This window comes from Streptomyces sp. NPDC002619, assembly GCF_042889305.1.
Lineage (GTDB): Bacteria > Actinomycetota > Actinomycetes > Streptomycetales > Streptomycetaceae > Streptomyces.
Map to the genome: position 1 here is coordinate 86,567 of NZ_JBIAQV010000002.1, position 19,035 is coordinate 105,601.

Annotated in this window: 11 protein-coding genes and 1 tRNA gene; 1 reads left to right on the forward strand and 11 read right to left on the reverse strand. The window is 72.0% G+C overall.

Features of this window, described 5'->3' with window-relative positions; genetic code table 11:
- Window position 1: 1 nt before the first annotated feature.
- The 3 genes from ACFYXB_RS04525 to ACFYXB_RS04535 form a co-directional block, all read right to left on the reverse strand.
- Window positions 2-3,385, reverse strand: a complete 3,384-nt coding sequence (locus ACFYXB_RS04525; protein WP_389577614.1) for a BTAD domain-containing putative transcriptional regulator — start codon at window positions 3,383-3,385, stop codon at window positions 2-4.
- Window positions 3,386-3,800: 415 nt separating this feature from the next.
- Window positions 3,801-4,694 (reverse strand): glycosyltransferase family 2 protein, encoded by an 894-nt coding sequence (locus tag ACFYXB_RS04530; RefSeq protein WP_389577616.1) that lies wholly within the window; start codon window positions 4,692-4,694, stop codon window positions 3,801-3,803.
- Window positions 4,695-4,993: 299 nt separating this feature from the next.
- Window positions 4,994-5,566 carry a TetR/AcrR family transcriptional regulator C-terminal domain-containing protein gene (locus ACFYXB_RS04535; RefSeq protein WP_389577619.1) on the reverse strand — a complete coding sequence of 191 codons (573 nt, stop codon included), beginning with the start codon at window positions 5,564-5,566 and terminating at the stop codon, window positions 4,994-4,996.
- 12 nt (window positions 5,567-5,578) lie between these two features.
- Here ACFYXB_RS04535 and ACFYXB_RS04540 point away from each other — a divergent pair, with 12 nt between their 5' ends.
- Complete coding sequence (locus ACFYXB_RS04540; protein ID WP_389577622.1) at window positions 5,579-6,616, forward strand: MFS transporter; 1,038 nt, start codon at window positions 5,579-5,581, stop codon at window positions 6,614-6,616.
- Between the two features lie 124 nt (window positions 6,617-6,740).
- Here the strand turns inward: ACFYXB_RS04540 and ACFYXB_RS04545 are convergent.
- From ACFYXB_RS04545 to ACFYXB_RS04580, 8 genes are all read right to left on the reverse strand, one after another.
- Window positions 6,741-6,814 (reverse strand) — tRNA-Thr (locus ACFYXB_RS04545).
- A gap of 94 nt (window positions 6,815-6,908) precedes the next feature.
- A complete protein-coding gene (locus ACFYXB_RS04550) occupies window positions 6,909-8,486 on the reverse strand; it encodes an alpha/beta hydrolase (RefSeq protein WP_389577625.1) in 1,578 nt (525 codons plus the stop codon).
- Window positions 8,487-8,604: 118 nt separating this feature from the next.
- Window positions 8,605-9,810, reverse strand: coding sequence for a DNA polymerase III subunit delta' (locus tag ACFYXB_RS04555; RefSeq protein ID WP_351355145.1), 1,206 nt, complete (start codon window positions 9,808-9,810; stop codon window positions 8,605-8,607).
- Window positions 9,811-9,915: 105 nt separating this feature from the next.
- Window positions 9,916-13,107, reverse strand: a complete 3,192-nt coding sequence (tmk, locus tag ACFYXB_RS04560; protein ID WP_389577628.1) for a dTMP kinase — start codon at window positions 13,105-13,107, stop codon at window positions 9,916-9,918.
- A gap of 128 nt (window positions 13,108-13,235) precedes the next feature.
- Window positions 13,236-16,055, reverse strand: coding sequence for a type I DNA topoisomerase (topA, locus tag ACFYXB_RS04565; protein WP_389577630.1), 2,820 nt, complete (start codon window positions 16,053-16,055; stop codon window positions 13,236-13,238).
- Between the two features lie 244 nt (window positions 16,056-16,299).
- Window positions 16,300-16,497 carry a hypothetical protein gene (locus ACFYXB_RS04570; protein WP_351355154.1) on the reverse strand — a complete coding sequence of 66 codons (198 nt, stop codon included), beginning with the start codon at window positions 16,495-16,497 and terminating at the stop codon, window positions 16,300-16,302.
- Between the two features lie 269 nt (window positions 16,498-16,766).
- On the reverse strand, window positions 16,767-18,296 hold the full coding sequence (locus ACFYXB_RS04575) for a methyltransferase (protein ID WP_389577633.1): 1,530 nt from the start codon (window positions 18,294-18,296) through the stop codon (window positions 16,767-16,769).
- A 45-nt stretch (window positions 18,297-18,341) separates the two neighbouring features.
- Complete coding sequence (locus ACFYXB_RS04580) at window positions 18,342-18,941, reverse strand: small secreted protein (RefSeq protein WP_389577635.1); 600 nt, start codon at window positions 18,939-18,941, stop codon at window positions 18,342-18,344.
- Between the last annotated feature and the right edge of the window lie 94 nt (window positions 18,942-19,035).

Sequence of the window (19,035 nt, forward strand, 5' to 3'; positions counted from 1 at the left end):
TTCAGCCGGTGACGGACGAGCGGGCCGTGGAGAGGAGCTCCGTCAGTTCGGCGACGACCTCGGTCTCGTCCGTGCCGTCGAGTGCCGTGAGTGCCGTGCGCCAGACGTCGTACGCCTCCGCCTCACGACCGCGCTCGCGCAGCAGGAGACCGTGCTGGTGGCGGGCGAGACCGCCCATGTAACGGTCGGCGCGGACATCCGCACGGCTCAGCAGTTCCGCGCACTCACGGCCGGCGCGTTCGGTGTGCCCCAACTGCCGCAGCGCGCGGACGAGCCCGAGCCGGGTCTGGGACTCGCCGTGCCAGTCGCCGTGGGCGCCCAGGATGTTCAGGCTCTCCTCGAAGTGCTGTGCGGCGGCGCCCGGTTCGCCGAGGGTGAGATGGGCGTAGCCGATGTTGCAGTGCGCCGAGTGCCGCACGATCACGGCGCCGATCTCGTCCCCGATGGCGAGCGAGCGCCGGTGCTGCTCGATCGCGGCCCGGGCGTCGGTGTGCTCGTACAGGTTGCCCAGATGGCTGTGGGTGACGGCCTCGCCGTAGAGGTCGTTCAACTGCCGTGAGTACTCCAGGCTTTGGCGCAGCGCCGCCTCGGACTCGGCGTACCGGCCGAGTCCTTCGAGCAGCAGCCCCCGGTTGTTGAGGCAGCGCCGGATCCAGGAGACGACGCCGAGCCGCCGCCAGAGGGCCAGCGCCTGGTCGTTGAGGGCGAGGGCGTCGCTCTGACGGCCGCCGAGGAAGTGCATCCGGGCGAGATCGCCCAGCGCGTACGCCTCGGCCGCCTCGTCACCCAGCCGCCGCGCCGCGCCGAGGGCGGCCCGGCCGAGCACCTCCATCTCGGCCACCCGGCCGCTGCGCTGGAGGTACGGGAAGAGGAGGCGGACGAGGGTGGAGACGTAGGCGACCCGCCTATCGTCGGGCGCGTCGGCGTTGCGCTCCACCAGCGCGAGGATGTTCTCCAACTCCGCGTCCCCCCAGGCGAAGGCTTGCTCGGGGCAGCGGAAGGAGGGGAGTTCGGCTACGTCGGTCTCGCGTTCCGGTGGCTGGGCGGCGGTCGGTTGGCGGCGGTCGTCCTGGTCCAGGCCCGGTTCGACCATGGCGGTGAGGGCGCGCTCGGATACGGCGGCGTACCAGCGGAGGGCGGTTAGGTCGGGGGTGGGGGCGGCGGCCGGGGTGGAGGTGGCTCTGGTGCGGTGGGGCGCGGGGTCGGCGTTGGAGCCGGTGGGGTCGGTCGCGGAGCCATGGGGCACGGGGCTGGCGTTGGAGCCGGTGGGGTCGGTCGCGGAGCCGTGAGGCACGGGGCTGGCGTTGGAGCCGGTGGGGTCGCTCGCGGAGCCGTGGGGCACGGGGGCGATGTCGGCTTCGGTGCCGTGGGGCGCGGGGCTTGCGGCGGCTTCGGTGCGGGCGGGCCCGGTGATGCCGTTTGCGGGGTCGGCGTCGGCCAGTTCGCGGGCGAAGTCGCGGACCAGGTCGTGGGGGGCGTAGCGGCCGTATGTCGTCTCCTCCAGGAGGGCCACGTCGACCAACCGGTCGAGGGCGGTCTCGGCGCGGCGCACGTCGGTGCCGGTGAGCCGGGCCATCAGGGGCGCGCCGTAGGTGGGGAGGTCGAGCGCGCCGATGCCGCGCAGGGCCAGGGCCGCGTCCCGGTCGGCCTCGCAGTCGGCGGCGGCGAGCGCGTCATGGGCGACGGCCAGGGAGCGGCGGACGCTGAGGTCGTCGTACTCCAAGTGCCGCAACCTGCCACCGGTGGCAGCCAGTTGACCGGCCAGCACGTCCGGGGTGAGGGCGCGGCGGGCCGCGAGCCGGGCGGCGACCACTCGCAGGGCGAGCGGCAGCCGACCGGTGAGTTCGACGAGCGGGTGCCCGGCGTCGAGCCCAGCGCGCCCGCTCACCGCGCGCAGCAGTGCCGCGCTGTCCTCACCGGTCAGGGGGCCGAGCGGAAAGCGGCGGGCCCCGTCGAGCGCGGTCAGCGGCGAACGGCTGGTGACGATCACGGCGCATCCGGCGCCGGCCGGCAGCAGCGGCCGTACCTGGGCGGCGTGCGCGGCGTCGTCCAGCACCATCAGCGTGCGGGTCGGCGCGAGCAGGGAGCGCAGCAACGCGGCTGCCGCGTCGGGGTGTTCGGGGATGCCGCGCGGGTCGGCGCCCAGGTCGCGAAGCAGGGCGGCGAGCGCCTGGGCGGGGACGAGGGGGGACATGCCGGGGGTGGCGCCGTGCAGGTTGACGTAGAGCTGACCGTCGGGGAAACGTTCCCGCAGTTCATGTGCCGCGTGCAGAGCGAGGGCACTCTTGCCCACGCCCGCCATGCCGGTGATGACCGCGACGGTGGGGCTCCGCAGGGCGACGAGGGTCCGCTGCAGGTCACGGAGTTCGGCGGCTCGGCCGGTGAAGTAAGCGGGAGATGGGGGGAGTTGGGCGGGGGTGGTCGCGGGTGGCTCAGGTGGGGCGTTCTCGCCGTCGGCGGCTGCGGGTCGTGCGCCCGGGGCCGGCTCGTGCGGCGCCGCTCCCCCGTCGCCCGGGGTCGTTGCGGCACGGCTGTCCGCTCCTCGCAGCACCTCGAGGTGGGCCTCGCTCACCGCGGGGCCCGGCTCGATGCCGAGTTCGTCGATCAGGCGGGAGCGCAGGTCGCGGTGGACGGCCAGGGCCTCGGCCTGGCGGCCGGTGCGGTGGAGGGCGAGCATCAGCTGGCGGTGGTACGCCTCGCGCAGCGGATACGCGGCGACCAGGGCCGCCAGCTCCGGTACGAGACCGGCGAGCCGTGTCCCGCCGAGGGCCAGCTCGGCGTCGTACCGCCACTCGAACAGAAGCAGCCGCGCCTCCTCCAGGCGCTGCACGAAGGCGTATCCGCCGAAGTCGGCGGGGAGCCCGCTCAGCGGGGTGCCGCGCCACAGCGCGTGCGCCGCCGCACAGGCACGCAGAACGCCGGCCCAGTCGCCGCGGGCGTGCGCGGCGCGCGCCTCGGCGACCTGGGAATCGAACACGTGCACGTCGAGCTCGCCGTCGTCGACCCGCAGCAGATACCCGGGGGCCACGGCCCTGAGCCGCTCCGGGTCGTCGAGGAGCCGGCGCAGCCGCGTGACGTGGTTGTGCAGCGAGGCCTGCGCGGACGCCGGCGGCCCCCCGCCCCACAGCGCGTCCTTGAGCGACTCGACCGGGACGACCCGGCCGGCCTCGAGAAGCAGGGCGGCGAACAGCGCCCGCACCTTGGGACTCCCGATCGTCCGGAACGCGAGCGGACTGGGGTCGAGGGAGGCGTCGTACGAACTGGGGTCGCGGGAGGCGTGGTCCAAGCTGGGATCACTGGAGGTGTCGTACGAAATCCCGTACGGCGGCCGGTCGTACAGAACGGGCGGTCCGAGCAGCCCGAACCGCAGACCGCACCACCGCATCACACAACCCACTGCCTTCCCGCGCCGCCGCCCGCGACCACGCTCCACGGCGGGCGGGCGCCCGCCGTCCTGTGGCGGATTTCCGCCCTGTCCACAACGGATTCCCGCCATCAGCCGACTACCGACAGGGGCCGCAATCCGCTGCAGTTCCGGCCTGCTCGGGTCCCCTCCCGTCGACTTCACGCCAACTGGTCCGCGACCTCGGGGATCACGTTGACCACATGTTAGCGATCCGTTGGCGGGCCCTGATGTGATCCATACATCGGATCCGGCCCCACGGCGCGCGCGCACGCCGCGCAACTCGGGGGAGTGACGCCGCAGGCCGGATCCGGGGACAGGAGAGGATCCCGTTCGGCGGAGGTGAACGACCGGGATCCTCGTCCCTTCCGTCCGGGGCCTCGGGCCGACCCGTGCCTCAGATGACCGGCGGGCGCCCGAGCCGGGTCAGCCGCCACACCGTGCGCCAGCGCATGGGCCGCCGCTCACCGGCGGACTGGCGCATGCCTTCCACGAACCCGCCGAACCAGGCACGCAGGCCGCCCAGCGACCGGGTGCGTACGAGGGTAAGGAGCGTCCACACTCCGAGGTGGGCCGGGATCAGCGCGAGCGGCAGCCGGCGGCGGACCAGCCAGACGCGGTTGCGGGCGGTCACCCGGTAGTAGATGGCGTGCCGGGCGGGCGAGGTCTTGGGGTGCTGGAGCAGCAGTTCGGGCGCGTAGCGGATCTTCCACCCGGCGTCCGCGGCCCGCCACGCCAGATCCGTCTCCTCGTGCGCGAAGAAGAACTCGGCGGGCCAGTCCCCGGTCTGCGCGAGCATGGCCATGCTCAGGGCGTGTCCGCCGCCGAGAAAGGCGGTGACGTAACCGCCGCGCAGCGGATCGGAGTTGCCGATGCGGGGGATGTGCCGCTGCTGGGTCTCGCCGTTCTCGTCGGCGATACGGAAACCGACGATGCCGAGGCCCGGGTCGGCGGCGTACAGGTCCCGTACGCGCCGCAGCACATCGGGGTCGACGAGCAGCCCGTCGTCGTCCAGCTCGACGACGACATCGACGTCGCCGTACTCCCGCAGCCGGGCGAGGGCGACGTTACGGCCGCCGGGGCAGCCGAGGTTCTCGTCGACGTCGACGGTCGTGACCGCACCGGGCAGGGAGAGCCGCCGCGCGAACTCGGGCAGCCGGCACCCGTTGCCGACGATCACGATCCGGTCGGGGGCGAGATCCTGCTTGGCCACGGACTCCAGCAGGGCGTCGACCTCGGCGGGCCGGTTCCCCATGGTCACCACGGCGACGGCGATCCTCGGCTCCACCACGTCCCTCACCCCATCCGGCCGACGGCGGCGCCCGCGCCCCGAGCACGCGGTGCCCACCGTTCACCAAGATGTTGCCTCAGATCCGCCGATCGCCCAGACGCGGATTCACTTTGCCGCCCTTTTACTCCAGTTTTGGGCAGTATTTTCCCACCGCTCGCACAACGAGCGGTGACCGGACACACGGAAGACCGAGGCTGAGCACTCGTCCACCGGAACTCTCGGTGCTGTCGTTCAGTCGGCCCTGGGGGCTTCAGGGGGCGGCTTGGCGGCCGGTGCGGCAAGCGCGGAGTCCGGCCTGTTCACGGATCTCGCCGTGAACCCGGAAGCCCGTCAATCATCAGGCCGATGGTGAAGTCGAAGCGGTCGTGGACGGTTCCGGCGGTGAGCTCGGCGGCGTAGCGCTTGGTGTGGGGGAAGGTATCGGGCAGTGCGGCGAATCGGCGCAGTAGTTCGTCGCGGCTGACGACCCAGTTGTCATCACTGCGGCTGAGCCGTCTGTTCGCCAGGGAGACCTCGAGACTGTAGGCGTTGACGTAGAGCGACAGTGAGTCGATCGCCCAGGCGGCAGCCTGCGGGGCGATGCCCCCGGCGAGCAGGATGGCGAGCATTCCCTCGCTGACGCGCAGCGTGTCCAGATTGGACGGAGCGGCGGCGAAGGCCGCGTGGGAGATACCCGGGTAACGCAGATACTGGTCGCGCAGCTGGGTACAGACGCTGATGATCTGCTGCCGCCAGACAGCGGGGTCCGGCTCGGGCAGGTTGATCTTGGCGCACAGACGGCCGATGAGCAACTCGTCCAGGTCCTCTTTGTTGACCACGTGGGCGTAGAGCGACGACGGTCCCGTCTCCAGCGCACTGGCTACGCGCCGCATCGTCAGCGCTTCGTGTTCCCGCCCCAGCACCTGCGCAAGGCACTGACCCCGGTCGGCCCGCTGATGGGCCTGACCACGGTGGCCGGGCCCATCCTGGCCGGCTGGCTGCTCCACCTGGACCTGTTCGGCAGCCAGTGGCGCTCCATCTTCCTGATCAACGTGCCGTTCGGCATCATCGCCGCCGTGCTCGGCCGGCGTGTCCTGCCCCGCCGCGGCGGGGAGGACCCGGCCGCCCGCCTCGACCTCACCGGCGTCGGCCTGCTCACCGCGGCCTCGGCCCTGCTCATCATCCCGCTCATCCAGGGACGCGACCTCGGCTGGCCCGCCTGGACCTACGTCATGGTGGCCGCCGCAGTCGTCCTGCTCGCACTGTTCGTCCTCTCCCAACGGCACAGCAAGCACCCGGTCGTCACAGCGTCGCTGTTCCGCAAGCGCAGCTTCGTCGTCGGCCTGGTGATCGTGGCCGGGTTCTACGCATCACTCAGCGCGTTCGTCCTCGTCGTCAACCTGCTGCTGCAGCAGGGCATGCACTGGACGCCGCTGCACACAGGCCTCGCACTGATCCCCTGGGCCCTCGGCACCGCCGTCGCCGTCCTGCTCGCAGGCGCCGTGCTCGCCGAGAAGTTGGGACGCGCCAGCCTGCACCTGGGGCTGTCCATCGCCGTCATCGGCCTGTTGGCCCTGTGGTGGTCCATCGCCCACTGGGGCGCCGGCATCACCGTCTGGAAGCTGGCGCCCGCGCTGCTGTTCACCGGCTTCGGCTCCGGGCTGGTGTTCGTCCCGCTGGTCGATTTCATCATCGGCGATGCCACCACCGAAGAAGTCGGCACCGGCGCCGGCCTGCTCGACGCCGTCCAACAGTTCGCCGGCGCCATCGGCGTCGCCGCCCTCGGCACGGTGTTCTTCGCCCGGGTCGGGCACCCGTCCGTCCATTCCTACCTAGCCGCCGCAGAACTGGTCTTCGGCATCACCGCGGGCCTGAACCTCCTGACGCTGCTGCTGGTGGGCCTTCTGCCCAAGCACGCCCAGCAGGCGCACGGCCAAGCCTGAGCTTGGCGTTCAACCTGGCTGGTCACTCGACCGGCTGAACGGGCCCGCTCCCGGCGTCGCCGCCGCATCCCCTGAACGACAAAACCCCAGGTCGGAGTCAAATCCAACCTGGGGTTTCAGGGTGAGCCGCCTTCGGGATTCGAACCCGAGACCTACGCATTACGAGTGCGTTGCTCTGGCCATCTGAGCTAAGGCGGCGCGCTGTCCGCACTATGGTGCGATCAGCAACGTCGGTAAGTCTACACAGTTTCGGGGGGTGCTCCGACCACACCCCCGGAGGACTGACGGGGGGCTAGGAGCAGCGTTTTCCGGCGGGCGGTGGGGTGCCTTTCAGGAGGTAGGTGTCGATCGTCGAGTCGATGCAGGTGCTGCCGCGACCGTACGCCGTGTGGCCGTCGCCGACGTACGTCAGGAGCCGGGCCGAGGAGAGCTGGCGGGACAGGGACTGGGCCCAGCGGTAGGGCGTCGCCGGGTCGCGGGTGGTGCCGACGACGATGATCGGGGCCGCTCCCTTCGCCTCGATGCGGTGCGGTTCGCCCGTGGGCCGCACCGGCCAGTACGCGCAGTTCAGGGAGGCCCACACGAGGCCCTTGCCGAACACCGGGGACGCCTTCTCGAACGCGGGCAGGGACTTCTCGACCTGGTCCGGGGTGTTGAAGGCGGGCGGCAGGTCCAGGCAGTTCACGGCGGCGTTGGCGGACATCAGGTTGGTGTACTGGCCGTCGCCGCCGCGCTCGTAGTAGCTGTCGGAGAGGGCGAGCAGGCCGGCACCGTCGTTCTCCTTCATCGCCGAGTTCAGGGCATCGCGCAGCTGCGGCCACTCCGCCTGGTCGTACATCGCGGCGATCACCCCAGTGGTGGCGAGGGCCTCGCCGAGCTTGCGGCCGTCGGCGTCGCCGGCGGGGACGGGGTGCGCGTCGAGCTTGGTGAAGAAGGCCTTGAGGTGGTCGCCGACCTGAGCCGGCGTGGTGCCTTTCCCGCCGAGGGGGCAGTCGGTCTGCCGTACACAGTCCTTCGCGAAGGCCTGGAACGCCGTCTCGAAGCCCGCCGTCTGCTCCAGGTTCAGCTCGCGGGCGTGCAGGGACGGGTCCATCGCGCCGTCCAGCACGAGGCGGCCGGAGCGGTCCGGGAACAGGCCGGCGTACGTCGCGCCGAGGAACGACCCGTACGACGCCCCCACGTAGTTCAGCTGCTTGTCGCCCAGGACCGCCCGCAGGATGTCCATGTCCCGGGCCGCCTCGACGGTGGAGACATGGCGCAACAGCCGTGGCGAGTGGGCGCCGCAGCCCTCCGCGAACTTCCGGAACTGCCCGACGAGCGCGTCCGTCTCCTTCTGGTCGTCGGGGGTGACGTCCGTCTGCGTGAATGCGTCCATCTGCCGCCCGTTGAGGCACTCGACCGGCTCGCTGCGGGCCACACCGCGCGGGTCCATTGCGACCATGTCGTAGCGGGCACGGACCTCCGCCGGGTAGCCGAGGCCCGCGTACAGCTGGACATAAGCGATCGCCGAACCGCCCGGCCCGCCCGGGTTCACGAGGAGCGAACCGAGCGGCTTGCCCTTGCCCGTCGCCTTCACGCGGGCGACGGCGAGCCGGATGTCGCCGGAGCCGGGCTCGGCGTAGTCCAGCGGAGCCTTCATCGTGGCGCACTGGAAGCCGGAGACGCCGCAGTCGCGCCAGGTGAGCTTCTGGTCGTAGTACGGCGCGAGCGCGGACGGGGTCGAGCGAGGCAGCGCGGCCAGCGCCGCCTCGACCGTGCCGGTGCCCGTCGTCGACGAGTGCCCGGAGGAGCAGGCCGACACGAGCAGGGCGGCGGCCGCGAGGGCGGTGGCCGTGGTCCGGGGCCGGCGGGGGGTTCGCCTGATGTGCATCAATCGAGCGTATCGTTGCGCGATGACCTGAATGCGTTGGTTGCGTTCCATGGCTCGCATGGATGACCTGGTCAACCAGCGTTGACCCCGTGGTCCGCGAGTCCGCACGCCCGGCCGGTCACCCCGCCCGCAGTGCCATCGTCATCGCCTCCACCGCGAGCAGCGGCGCCACGTTGCGGTCGAGGGCCTCGCGGCAGGCGGCGATCGCCTCTATGCGGCGCAGGGTGGACTCCGGGGACGTGCCGCGTGCCAGCCGCTCCAGCGCGTCCTCCGCGTCGACGTTGGCGATCGCCACGCGCGAGCCGAGCTGGAGGGCGAGGACGTCACGGTAGAAGCCGGTGAGGTCGCCGAGGGCCACGTCGAGGCTGTCGCGCTGCGTGCGCGTTCTGCGCCGCTTCTGCATCGCCTCCAGGTCGTTCATCACGCCCGCCGTGCCGCGCGGCAGCCGTCCGCCCTGGACCGCGCCGAGTGCCGCCTTCAGCTCCTCGGTCTCCTTGTCGTCCATCTCCTCGCCGAGTTGTTTGGCGTCCCCTGCGGCCGCGTCGACCAGTTGCTGGGCGGCCCTGAGGCAGCCGCCGATGTCGTCGAGGCTCAGCGGCAGCTTCAGCACGGAGGCGCGGCGCTCGCGGGCGGCCGGGTCGGTGGCCAGCCGACGGGCCCGGTCGACGTGGCCCTGGGTGGCCCGGGCCACGGCGGCCGCGACGTCCGGTTCGATGCCCTCGCGACGGACGAGCATGTCGGTGACGGCGGCGACCGACGGCGTGCTCAGGCTGAGGTGGCGGCAGCGGGAGCGGATGGTGGGCAGCACGTCCTCCAGCGAGGGGGCGCACAGGAGCCAGACCGTGCGGGGCGCGGGCTCCTCGACGGCCTTGAGGACGGCGTTCGCGGACCTCTCGTTCAGCCGCTCGGCGTCCTCGACGAGGATGATCTGCCAGCGGCCGTTCGCCGGTGCCGTGAACGACTTGCGCACCGTGTCCCGCATGTCACCGACCTGGATCACGGCGCCGACCGCGGCGATCGAGTTGACGTCCGCGTGGGTGCCGATCAGTGCCGTGTGGCAGCCGTCGCAGAAGCCGCAGCCGGGGGCTCCGCCGAGGGCGCGGTCGGGGCTCACGCACTGCAGGGCCGCGGCGAAAGCGCGCGCCGTCTGGTTCCGGCCGGCGCCGGGCGGGCCCGTGAACAGCCACGCGTGCGTCATCTTCGACGCCTCCGGCGGCGGTGCGTCGGCCGCTGCCGCGGTGACGAGGGCATCGGCGTCACGGGCAGCCGCGGCGAGCTGCTCGCTCACCCGCTCCTGTCCGACGAGGTCGTCCCACACGGTCATGGGTCACGCCGCCCTTCCGTCACACGTCACGTTCCGCAACCCATTGTGCGGGTGCCCACTGACAACGGGGGTCACCGGTGCGACGCCACGGACGGAACGCCGGCTTCAGCCCCGACGCCCCCGGCGGCCCGGGTCCTCGTCGTCGTACGAGCCCAGCAGTTCGTCCGCCAGCGTCGGCAGGTCGTCCAGCGGGGTCTCCTCGGCCCAGTCGGGGCGCGGCCGGCGTCGGGCCGTACCGTCGGCCCCGATCTGCGGCAGCTCGCGTGTGCGGTCTTCGGTGCCGTCGGGGCCCGCCGCCCGCTCGTCCCGGAAGAAGCCCTGCGGCATCCGGTCCGCCGGATCGTCACCCCGTACGGGAGGCAGTACGGCCGTCTCGTCGGCCGCACCCGCAGCGACCGGAGGCAGCACGGCGGTCTCGTCCCCGGCACCGGAAGGCACCGGCGGCAGCACCGCCGTCTCATCGGCGGTGCCCTGCGGGGCCGGCGGCTGGGGCAGCTCCGCCGTGGCATCGGACGCGGACTCCGAAGCGGCGCCACGGCCACCGCCGTCCCGCTCCTCGCTCACCGGCCGCAGCACAGCCGTCTCATCGCCGGACCTGAAACCCCCCGGCGTCACCACCGGCGTAGGCACGGTCGTCTCCACGTCCGGCGTCGCGGCAGGCGCCGTCGGCCGCTGGGCCGCCGAGTCGGCCGCGGTCGCCGCACGCGCTGCCTGCTGACGTGCCTCCTCGGCCCGCAGCAGCGCCTCCTCGGCCTTCCGCTGCTTCTCCAGGCGCCGCGCCTCGGCCTCGGCGCGCAGCCTGGCCTCCTCCTCGGCCTGCTTGCGCCGCCGGTCCTCCTCGGCTCTGCGCTGCGCCTCCTCGGCGGCGCGGGCCTCTTCCTCCACAAGGAGACGGGCCCGCTCCTCCTCCGCACGCCTGCGTGCTTCCTCGGCCCGCTGCCGGGCCTCCTCCGCCTGCCGCTCGGCCTCGCGCCGCTGCGCCTCCTCCAGCTCGCGCCGTTTGCGCTCCTCCTCCTCGGCGCGCAGCTTGGCGAGCTGCTCCTGGCGCTCGCGCTCCAGGCGCTCCTCCTCGGCCTTGCGGGCGGCCTCTTCCTCGGCCTTGCGGCGGGCCTCCTCCTCGGCCGCCTTGCGCGCATCCTCCTGGGCCTTCACCTCGGCCTCGGACAACGGCAGTACGGTGTCGAGCCGGTGCCGGATGACGGTCGTGACGGCCTCGGGCTCCTGGCCCGCGTCCACGACCAGGTAGCGGCCGGGGTCGGACGCGGCGAGCGTGAGGAAACCGGCCCGCACGCGTGCGTGGAACTCGGCGGGCTCCAACTCCAGCCGATCCGGGGCCTCGGTGAACCGCTCGCGGGCGGTCTCCGGGACGACGTCCAGGAGGACGGTCAGATGCGGGACGAGACCGTTGGTCGCCCAGCGGTTGATCCGGGCGATCTCGGTCGGAGACAGGTCGCGGCCCGCCCCCTGGTAGGCCACGGACGAGTCGATGTAACGGTCGGAGATCACGACCGCGCCCCGCTCCAGCGCGGGCCGTACGACGGTGTCGACGTGCTCGGCGCGGTCGGCGGCGTACAGCAGCGCCTCGGCGCGGTGGGACAGCCCCGCCGACGACACGTCCAGCAGGATCGAGCGCAGCCGCTTGCCCACGGGAGTGGCCCCCGGCTCGCGTGTGAGGACCACCTCGTGGCCCTTGGCCCGGATCCACTCGGCGAGAGCCTCGGCCTGGGTGGACTTGCCGGCGCCGTCACCGCCCTCCAGGGCGATGAAGAAACCGTTCGCCGCGGGCGCCTGCGCCGGGTCGTCACCGCCGAGGAGCGCGTCCCGCAGATCGTGCCGCAGCGGCACGCCGGAGCGGTCGTCGACCTTGGCCAGCACCAGCGCGGCCACCGGCAGAAGCAGCGCGCCAACCAGCATCAGCGTGAAGGCGGCGCCGCCGTGGGCGAAGACGAACTTGCCGTTCTCGAGACGGTGCGGGCCGATCAGCGCGGCCACGACGGGCGCGATCAGCGCGCCGAGCGCCACGAAGACCCGCACGACCGCGTGCAGATGCTCGGTCGTCCGCGCCCGGCGGTAGTCCTCGGACTCCTGGTCGAGCAGCGTGTGCCCGGTGTTCGCGGCCACGCCCGCGCCGATCCCGGCCAGCGCGAGGATCAGCAGCACGGTCGTGACGTCCGGGACGAGTCCTCCGGCGAGCAGCGCGACCCCGGTGAAGGCGATCGCCAGCGCGAGGAGCCGACGACGCGAGAGCGAGGGCAGCACCGCAGGGGCCGTACGGATGCCGACGACGACTCCGCCGGTCAGAACGAGCACCAGCAGGCCGTACGTCACCGGGCCGCCACCCACGTCGGTGGCCTGCAGCACGGACACGGCGACGGCGGCGGCGATCGCGCCGGCGACCGCGGCGCAGGCCGGCACGAGCAGCGGAACGGCCCCCGTACGCCCCTTGTCCGGGCCGGTGCCGGTCCTCGGGCGGCGCAGGCCCTCGAGCGGGGACCGCGCGCGCGGGGTGCGGGTGTCGGGCAGTTCCAGCGCGGTCAGCACGGACAGGGACGCGGCGAACAGACCGGCCGCCACGTACGAACCGAGGGCGGCCTGGTGCTGGGCGAACCATGCGATCCCGGTGCCGAGCAGGTTGTTGAGCAGCGCGGCGACAACGAGGGCGGCGGCCGCGAGGGGGATCGCCACGAAGCTCGTACGCAGCGACAGCCGGCGCAGGGCGTCCATGTGGTCCGGCAGCGGCCGTACCGTCGCGCCCTCCGGGGGCGGGCCGGGCAGCAGCGCGGGGGCCGCGCTCTCCCGGCACACGCTCCAGAAGCGCTCGGCGACCCCGGTGACGAAGGCGGTGACCAGGAGGACGGCCAGCGCGTTCTGCGAGGTCCAGTCGATCCACAGGGGCGCCACGATCAGCAGCGCGGCACGCAGCCCGTCGGCGACGGCCATGGTCCAGCGGCGGTCCAGCGGGCCGTCCTGGGAGGTCAGCGAGGTGAGCGGGCCGAGGAGCACGGCGCCGAAGAGCAGCATCGCGAGTATGCGCGCCCCGAAGACCGTCGCCACCGCGAACGCCACGCCCCGGTAGCCGCCGCCGAAGGAGCCCTCGGCGATCGCGGCCTGGAGGGCGAGGACGACCAGCACCAGGAGTGCGAGGGCGTCCCCGATGCCGGTCACGAGCTGGGCGCTCCACAACCGCTTGAGCTGCGGATGGCGCAGCAGGGCGCGCACGGCGCGCTCGCGGGAGTCCGCCACCAGGGCGTCGTCCGGATCCGTGGTGGGGGCCGTTGGCTGCTCGGCTCGCGTCATGCGTTCAGCCTATCGGCAGCCACCGACAGCCCGCGGCAGCCGTCGTGACGTACGAACGCCCCGACACCAAAGTGATGCCGGGGCGTTCGTTTTGCGAACACTCGCCACTCGTAGCGAAGGCTCGCTCGCTACTCGTCGGAAGCCGACTTGGACGCCGTCGCCTTCTTCGCGGTGGTCTTCTTGGCCGTCGTCTTCTTCGCGGCCGTGGTCGTCTTCTTCGCCGCCGTCTTCTTGGCGGCGGTCTTCTTGGCCGGGGCCGCCTTCTTCGCGGGTGCCTTCTTCGCCGTCTTCTTGGCGGGCGCCTTCGCGCGCTTCTCGGCGAGCAGCTCGAAGCCACGCTCCGGGGTGATCGTCTCGACGCTGTCGCCGGAGCGCAGGGTCGCGTTGGTCTCGCCGTCGGTGACGTACGGCCCGAAGCGGCCGTCCTTGACAACCACGGGCTTCGCGCTGACCGGGTCCTCGCCCAGCTCCTTCAGCGGCGGCTTGGCGGCGGCGCGGCCACGCTGCTTGGGCTGGGCGTAGATCGCCTGCGCCTCCTCCAGCGTGATCGTGAAGAGCTGGTCCTCGGACTGCAGCGAGCGCGAGTCCGTGCCCTTCTTCAGGTACGGCCCGTAGCGCCCGTTCTGCGCGGTGATCTCGACGCCGTCGGCGTCCGTGCCGACGACGCGAGGCAGCGACATCAGCCGCAGGGCGTCCTCGAGCGTCACCGTGTCCAGCGTCATCGACTTGAACAGCGAGGCGGTCCGCGGCTTGACGGCGTTCTTGCCCGTCTTCGGGGTGCCCTCGGGGAGGATCTCCGTGACGTACGGGCCGTAGCGGCCCTTCTTGGCGACGACGGGACGGCCCGTCTCCGGGTCGTTGCCCAGCGGGCGCTCGCCGCTCGGCTCGGCGAGGAGTTCCTCGGCCAGGTCGACGGACAGCTCGTCCGGCGCAAGGTCGTCGGGGATGTCCGCGCGCTGGTGCTGCTCGGTGTCCTTCTCGCCGCGCTCGATGTAGGGGCCGTAGCGGCCGACGCGCAGCACGATGTCGTTGCCCACGGGGAACGACGACACCTCACGGGCGTCGATCGCGCCCAGGTCGGTCACCAGCTCCTTGAGGCCGCCGAGGTGGTCGCCGTCGCCGTTGCCGGCCTCGGCCGCGCCGGCCGCGTCGCCCTCGCCGAAGTAGAACCGCTTCAGCCACGGCACGGCCTGGGCCTCGCCGCGGGCGATGCGGTCGAGGTCGTCCTCCATCTTGGCGGTGAAGTCGTAGTCGACGAGCCGGCCGAAGTGCTTCTCCAGGAGGTTGACCACGGCGAAGGACAGGAAGGACGGCACCAGGGCCGTGCCCTTCTTGAACACGTAGCCGCGGTCGAGGATCGTGCCGATGATCGACGCGTACGTCGACGGGCGGCCGATCTCGCGCTCTTCCAGCTCCTTGACCAGCGAGGCCTCGGTGTAGCGGGCCGGAGGCTTGGTGGCATGCCCGTCGACCGTCATCTCCTCGGCGGACAGGGCGTCACCCTCGGCGACCTGCGGCAGCCGGCGCTCGCGGTCGTCCAGCTCGGCGTTCGGGTCGTCGGCGCCCTCGACGTAGGCCTTGAGGAAGCCGTGGAAGGTGATCGTCTTGCCGGACGCGCTGAACTCGACGTCCCGGCCGTCGGCGGCGGTGCCACCGATCTTCACGGTCACGCTGTTGCCGGTCGCGTCCTTCATCTGGGAGGCGACGGTCCGCTTCCAGATCAGCTCGTACAGCTTGAACTGGTCACCGGTCAGGCCGGTCTCGGCGGGCGTGCGGAAGCGGTCGCCCGACGGGCGGATCGCCTCGTGCGCCTCCTGCGCGTTCTTGACCTTGCCGGCGTACGTACGCGGGGCCGAGGGCAGGTAGTCGGCGCCGTACAGCTGCGTGACCTGGGCGCGGGCAGCGCTGATCGCCGTGTCGCTCAGCGTCGTGGAGTCCGTACGCATATAGGTGATGTAGCCGTTCTCGTACAGCTTCTGCGCGACCTGCATCGTGGCCTTCGCGCCGAAGCCGAGCTTGCGGCTCGCCTCCTGCTGCAGCGTCGTCGTACGGAACGGGGCGTACGGCGAGCGGCGGTACGGCTTCGACTCGACGGAACGGACCGAGAAGCTGGTGTTCTCCAGGGCGGTGGCCAGGGCGCGGGCGTTCGCCTCGTCGAGGTGAAGGGTGTTCGCGCTCCTGAGTTGTCCGAGGGAGTCGAAGTCGCGGCCCTGCGCGACGCGCTTGCCGTCGACGGTCTGGAGGCGGGCGACCAGCGTCGACGGGTCCGACGAGTCCCCGGCGCGGCCGGTGCCGAAGGTGCCCGTCAGGTCCCAGTACGCAGCAGAACGAAACGCGATGCGCTCGCGCTCCCGCTCCACGACGAGCCGGGTGGCGACCGACTGGACACGGCCGGCCGACAGACGCGGCATGACCTTCTTCCACAGGACCGGCGAGACCTCGTAGCCGTAGAGACGGTCGAGGATGCGGCGGGTCTCCTGGGCGTCGACCATGCGCTGGTTCAGGTCGCGCGGGTTGGCTACGGCCGCGCGGATCGCGTCCTTGGTGATCTCGTGGAACACCATCCGCTTGACCGGGACCTTGGGCTTGAGCACCTCGAGGAGGTGCCAGGCGATGGCCTCGCCCTCGCGGTCCTCATCGGTGGCGAGGAAGAGCTCGTCGGAGTCGCGCAGCAGATCCTTGAGCTTCTTGACCTGGGCCCGCTTGTCGGCGTTCACCACATAGATCGGCTGGAAGTCGTGTTCGACGTCCACACCGAGGCGGCGGACTTCGCCGGTGTACTTCTCCGGCACCTCCGCGGCGCCGTTGGGAAGGTCGCGGATGTGCCCGACGCTCGCTTCGACTACGTAGCCGGGGCCGAGGTAGCCCTTGATCGTCTTCGCCTTGGCAGGCGACTCGACGATGACGAGTCGGCGGCCGCCCTCTGCGGTCTCGCTGGTCGGGGACAACTTCGCTCTTCTCTCGGGTCGACGCTTGGCCTCCCCAGGCCTTGGTCCCGGGGTCGGGTGGTGGTGACGCTGCGGAGTGTGACGGTACATCCCGCTCCCGTGTCAAACGGGAAAAGCCCGCAACGGCCACTCGAACGGTAACCCGACTACCGGCATTCCTGCCGCCCGGACTGCCAGGCAGTCCGTTCGCCCATGTCCGGAGGGTGGCGCTCCGATTACGCGCAGATCATCACGTCTGCCGTCGTCAGATGCGGGTGAAGCAGTACGACCCGAGGCCGAGCGCGATCACCGCGGCGAGGCCTGCGAGAGTCGCCGATGCGACCTGGTTCACACCCTGGGCGACGGGTTCGCCGCGTCGGACGCGGACGCCGGTCCACACCAGCAGTGCCGCTCCGAACAGGGCGAACACCACTCCCGCGAAGATCGCCGGTCCGCTCTCCATGGCTCCCCGTGCCTCATTTCCGCCGTCCGCGACTACCCAGCGCGGGGAGGCTGGCACGCGCGGACGGCGGCCGGGAGAACCCGGGGTGAACGCGGGGCCGGGAACCCCACGCACACCTCCTCGCGCAACCCGGTGCGAAGTCGCACACAGATTTTTTTTCCGGCCGTTTTAAGGTCCGGGGCTTCCGGGGAGCGATGCGAACGGCTCCGGGCGCCTCCGGTGACGGCTCAACCGTCGCCCGAGGGCGTGCCGAGGCCGACGGTCCCGGCTCACCGTGCCGGTTCGAGGAACCCCTGTTCCACCAGCAGCCGGATCTGGGCCGGTGTGCGGTCGCGGAGCACCACCGGGTCCTCGCCCATGAGCTGGGCGATGGCGTCGAGGATGCGGCCCGCGCTCAGCGTGCCGTCGCACACGCCCGCGAAGCCGGCGCCGACCGTGTCGACCCGGGTGGCGCGGCGCATCCCTCGGTTCTGGCGCAGCACGACGTGCTCCGGGTCCTCGGCGCCAGGCAGCCCCACCTGCTCCTGGACGACCTCGGCGACCAGTCTGAAGTGGCTGTCGAGCAGGGCCGCGTCGTCGTGCTCCCGGAGGTAGTCGAGACGGGCGAAGTGGGCCAGGACCGTGTCGCCGAGCGGCTGCTCGATCGGGTGCGGCCACTCCTCCACGGTGATCGAGGGCACGGCGGCCCCGGTCCTGCGCAGGGTGATCCAGCCGAAGCCCACCGCCTTGACCTTGCGCGCCTCGAACTCGTCGAGCCACGCGTCGTACCGCGCCTGGTACTCGGCCTGGTCCCCGCGGTGGTCACCGGCGTCCCTGAGCCACAGCTCGGCGTACTGCGTGACGTCCTGAACCTCGCGCTGCACGACCCAGGCATCGCACCCGCGCGGCACCCACGATCTGATCCTGTCCTGCCAGTCCTCCCCTTCCACGTGCTGCCAGTTGGCGAGGAAGTGCGCGAACCCGCCCTCGTTCAACCGCTCCCCCGACTCCTGAACGAGCGAGCGGCACAGATCGTCCCCGCCCATCCCGCCGTCGCGGTACGTCAGCCGGGCGCCCGGCGAGATCACGAACGGAGGGTTCGACACGATCAGGTCGTACGTCTCCCCGTCCTTGACCGGCTCGAACAGCGACCCCTGAAGCAGCTCGGCCGCCGGGGCGCCGGAGAGGGCGAGCGTCAGCGCGGTGATGTGCAGCGCGCGCGGGTTGACGTCGGTCGCCGTCACGCACGTGGCGTGCTGGGCGGCGTGCAGCGCCTGGATGCCGGAGCCGGTGCCGAGGTCGAGCGCCGAGGACACGGGCGTGCGGACGGTGATGCCCGCGAGGGTGGTGGAGGCGCCGCCGACGCCGAGGACGACCCCTTCGTCCCGGCTGCCGATCCCACCGGCGCCGCCGACCGCGCAGCCGAGGTCGGACACGATGAACCAGTCCTCGCCGCCGGGCCCGCCGTAGGGCCGGACGTCGACAGTCGCCGCAACCTCGTCCCCGCCGGTCCGCACCAGCCAGCCGGCTTCCAGGCACTCCTCGACCGGCAGCACGTCCCCCACGCGCGCGTGCGGCACGGGCTGCTGGAGCAGGAACAGCCGGACGAGCGTCTCCAGCGGCGTGTCTCCGCGGGTCGCCCGCAGCGCGGGGACCGTCTCGCTGCGGGCCAGCGCCGCGTACGCCGGAGCGCCGAGCAGTTCGAGCAGCCCGTCGGCGGTGAAGGAGGCGCCGAGCAGCGCGTCGCGCAGCCGGGCGGCGACATCGGGGCGGTCCGTGGACGGCAGGGAGGACAGCATGGCGTTACTCACGTCCTCCATTGTGTCCGCCGGCACCGACAACGCGCGCACGCGAGCGGCCCGGGTTCAGCCCGCCGTCGACGAGGCCGACGCCGAAGAGGACGCCGACTTGCAGCTCTGCTGCTTGGCCATCGACGCGCCGACGTCGCCCTCCTCGAGGGTCTTCAGCGCGTCGTTGCCGGTCCTGCTCAGCTTGTCGAGCTGGGTGGCGATGTCCTTGAGGCCGTCGGCGAACTTGGCCTGGTCCTTGGTGTCGAGCCCGTCGACCTGCTTCTTGAGGGCCGCGTACTGCGCCGAGATGCCGTTGAGCTCCTTGACGGCGTCCTGCTGCTTCTTCGCGCCGTTGTCGACGTTCGGCGCGCCAGCCGAGTTCACGGCGGTACCGATCGCCTTGTAGGCGTCGGACATGTCCTGGAAGGCCTGCGCGTCGGTCTTCCGCACGTCCGAGGGCGCGCTGTTGTCCGAGGTCTGCTTCTGGATCGCGGTGTTGGCGTCCGCGATCTTCTTGGCCTGCGGCTGCACCGCGTCGCAGACCTGCTTGGCCCAGGCGTCCAGCTTGTCGTTGTTGCCGCTTCCGCTGCTGCATCCCGTCAGCGCCAGCGCCAGTACCGCACCACTGGACAGTGCGGCCGCGAGCTTCTTGTTCACCGGATCGGTCCCTTCCATGCTCTCGGCCCCCGGACCCTACACGCCGGACGGACACCATCCGCTCACTGAATGACGGTAATGAGACCTTTTGGTGATTTTTGTGCCGGGCGAG